The 2,928-nt window shown below is 37.4% G+C and carries 2 protein-coding genes and 1 pseudogene; all 3 read left to right on the top strand.

From position 1 onward, the window contains the following. Positions 1 to 1,144 (top strand): cysteine--tRNA ligase (locus LDB17_RS14385; RefSeq protein WP_393925108.1); only part of this gene is annotated, 1,144 nt, incomplete at its 5' end. A 133-nt stretch (positions 1,145 to 1,277) separates the two neighbouring features. Further along, complete coding sequence (locus tag LDB17_RS14380) at positions 1,278 to 1,979, top strand: DNA alkylation repair protein (protein ID WP_252636428.1); 702 nt, start codon at positions 1,278 to 1,280, stop codon at positions 1,977 to 1,979. Then, positions 1,976 to 2,866 (top strand): annotated as a pseudogene (locus LDB17_RS14375) (M16 family metallopeptidase); the annotation flags it as partial. The gene LDB17_RS14380 and the pseudogene LDB17_RS14375, both read left to right, overlap by 4 nt. Positions 2,867 to 2,928: the final 62 nt, after the last annotated feature.

Genomic DNA, 2,928 nt, shown 5'->3' with positions numbered 1-2,928 from the left:
TAATCCTTATTATATTTCTCTACATCGAAATAAACCGAGCCATTACTTTCATATGCATATCATAGAGCAGATAGAGGCAATCAAAGGTATATTGAAAGCCGGATATGCATATGAAAGTAATGGCTCGGTTTATTTCGATGTAGAGAAATATAATAAGGATTACGATTATGGTATTCTTTCTCATCGCAATATCGAAGAAATGCTAAATACGACACGTGAGCTCGATGGTCAGGAAGAGAAGAGAAGTAGAGTTGATTTTGCTCTGTGGAAAAAAGCTGCACCCGAACATATTATGCGTTGGCCTTCGCCTTGGAGTGATGGTTTTCCCGGGTGGCACATCGAATGTTCGACTATGAGTATAAAATATCTTGGCCGAGAATTTGATATACATGGTGGTGGGCTCGATCTTATGTTCCCTCATCACGAATGCGAGATAGCTCAGAATACGGCAATGGAAAAGCATCAGGTAGTAAGATACTGGATGCATAACAATATGATAACTATCGGCGGGCAGAAAATGGGCAAGTCCTTAGGAAACTTCATTACACTGGATGAGTTCTTTACGGGCACTCATAAAATGCTGGTACAGGCGTATAGCCCTATGACAATTCGTTTCTTTATTTTGCAGGCGCATTATCGTAGTACAGTAGATTTCAGTAACGAAGCCTTGCAAGCTGCAGAAAAGAGCCTCGAACGACTTTATGATGCATACGCACGTATAGAGAAAATTCCTGTTTCAGCTACATCTTCTGTAGATGTGAAAAATATTAGGAACAAGTGCTATGAGGCATTAAATGATGATTTGAATTCGGCAATCGTAATTGCGCATCTTTGTGAAGCCGGAACAACAATCAATTCTGCTAGTGCCGGTAATATAACATTGAATCAGGAAGATATAAATGAACTTAAAGAAGTATTTGATATCTTTTTGTTTGGCATACTTGGTATCCGTAATGATGCAATAGGTGCAAATAGTGGCAATAATGAAGCATTTGGAAAAGCTGTAGATTTATTGCTTGAAATTCGCCAAAAAGCAAAAGAAAATAAAGATTGGGCTACTTCAGATCAGATTCGCAACGAATTGGCTAAAGCCGGATTTGAAATCAAAGATGGCAAGGATGGTGCCGAGTGGAAACTGAAATAAGCCGTTTTCTCTTTATCTAAAGCATCAATATTTATCTTATTGTACATCGAAGGCTATTTTTATGAACTTTGAAAAGTGACAAATGAAAATAGCCTGAAATCTGTCACTTTTGTCACCTTTTATAGAGAATATAATGATAGCTAAACAGATACAAGAAGAGCTAAATGCCTATTCAACTCCTGAAAAGCGGGAATTTCTTCCGTACTTTTTCAAAACAGGGAAAGGTCAATATGGAGAAGGTGACAAGTTTCTGGGAGTTGTTGTTCCTGATACTCGAAAAGTAGCTAAGAAATATAAAGATATTCCTTTTACAGAGGTAGCAAAACTTCTCAATAATGAATATCATGAGTGTCGCCTGTGTGCTTTGCTTATTCTCGTAGAGTTATTTAAAAAGACAAAGGACGAGACTAAGAAACAAGAGATTGTAGATTTTTATTTGGCTCATACACATCGTATCAATAACTGGGACTTGGTAGATCTCAGTGCAAAAGATATTGTTGGAGAGTACCTTGTAGATAAAGACAGATCAGTTTTGTATCAATTAGCGGACAGCTCTCTGTTGTGGGATCAACGTATTGCTATTATTGCCACATTCGCATTTATCCGTCGAAACGATTATCAAGATATTTTAGATTTATCCCGACGATTATTATATCATAAGCATGATCTGATGCATAAAGCTATCGGGTGGATGCTAAGAGAGGTAGGTAAGAGAGATAAAATGCAATTAACTGATTTTCTTGATCGTTATAGTAAAGAGATGCCTCGTACGATGTTGCGTTACTCAATAGAAAAATTAAGCCCTGAAGAAAGGGCGTTTTACATGAAGAAATGATAAATTATCTCACTCATACATTATCCAACGGACTTCGTATTGTGCACAAACCAATTGAAAGTAACGTTTCTTATTGTGGTTTTATAGTCAATGCAGGTACACGCGATGAAGCTCCCGATCAGTACGGTATGGCTCACTTTGTAGAGCATATGCTGTTTAAAGGCACGGACAAAAGACGGGCGTATCATATTATCAACCGTATGGAAAATGTGGGTGGAGAGCTCAATGCATTTACTAATAAAGAAGAAACGGTTGTTTACTCAGTCTTTCTTGAGCAACACTTTAGTCGTGCGATAGAGTTACTTTCTGACATTACTTTTCATTCGAATTTTCCCCAATCGGAAATTGAAAAAGAAGTAGAGGTTATTATAGACGAAATACATTCGTATGAAGATAGTCCATCAGAACTGATCTTTGATGAATTCGAAAACCTTGTTTTTGATCAGTCCCAGATAGGGCATAATATATTAGGAAGTGCCGAGCTGTTGCAGAACTTTGATGGGCAGATGGCTAAGGGTTTTGTGAACAAATTCTATAATCCTTCCAATATGGTGTTTTTTTCACTTGGAAGAACAGACTTTAAGAAGATTGTTTATTATGCCGAGAAATATTTGTCGGCTATTCCTGATATAAAATCAGATATACAACGGATAAAGCCAGTTGACATCTCGTCAGTAAATAAGAGGGAGGATAAAGATACTTCGCAGGCACATGCTCTGATTGGCGGACGTTCATATTCATTGTGTGACCCCAATAGAAGAGTCTTAAATCTTTTGAATAACCTTTTGGGTGGTCCGGGAATGAATAGCCGTTTGAATATCTCATTACGAGAGAAAAGAGGCTATGTATATAACGTAGACTCGTCGATCACATCATATACTGATACACTTATCTACATTTCTCTTATCACAGCCAAAATAAATTGAAGTTATCCCCGTATCAGTATATG

Origin of the sequence: Dysgonomonas sp. Shenzhen-Wh21, assembly GCF_043392705.1 — a bacterium.
Classification (GTDB): domain Bacteria; phylum Bacteroidota; class Bacteroidia; order Bacteroidales; family Dysgonomonadaceae; genus Dysgonomonas.
The sequence above is the reverse complement of the archived record's forward strand: the minus strand, read 5'-3'. Positions and strand labels throughout refer to the sequence as shown.

Excerpts from the sequence above, each read along its gene's own strand:
- LDB17_RS14380 (WP_252636428.1), top strand. The coding sequence starts at position 1,278 with ATGATAGCTAAACAGATACAAGAAGAGCTAAATGCCTATTCAACTCCT.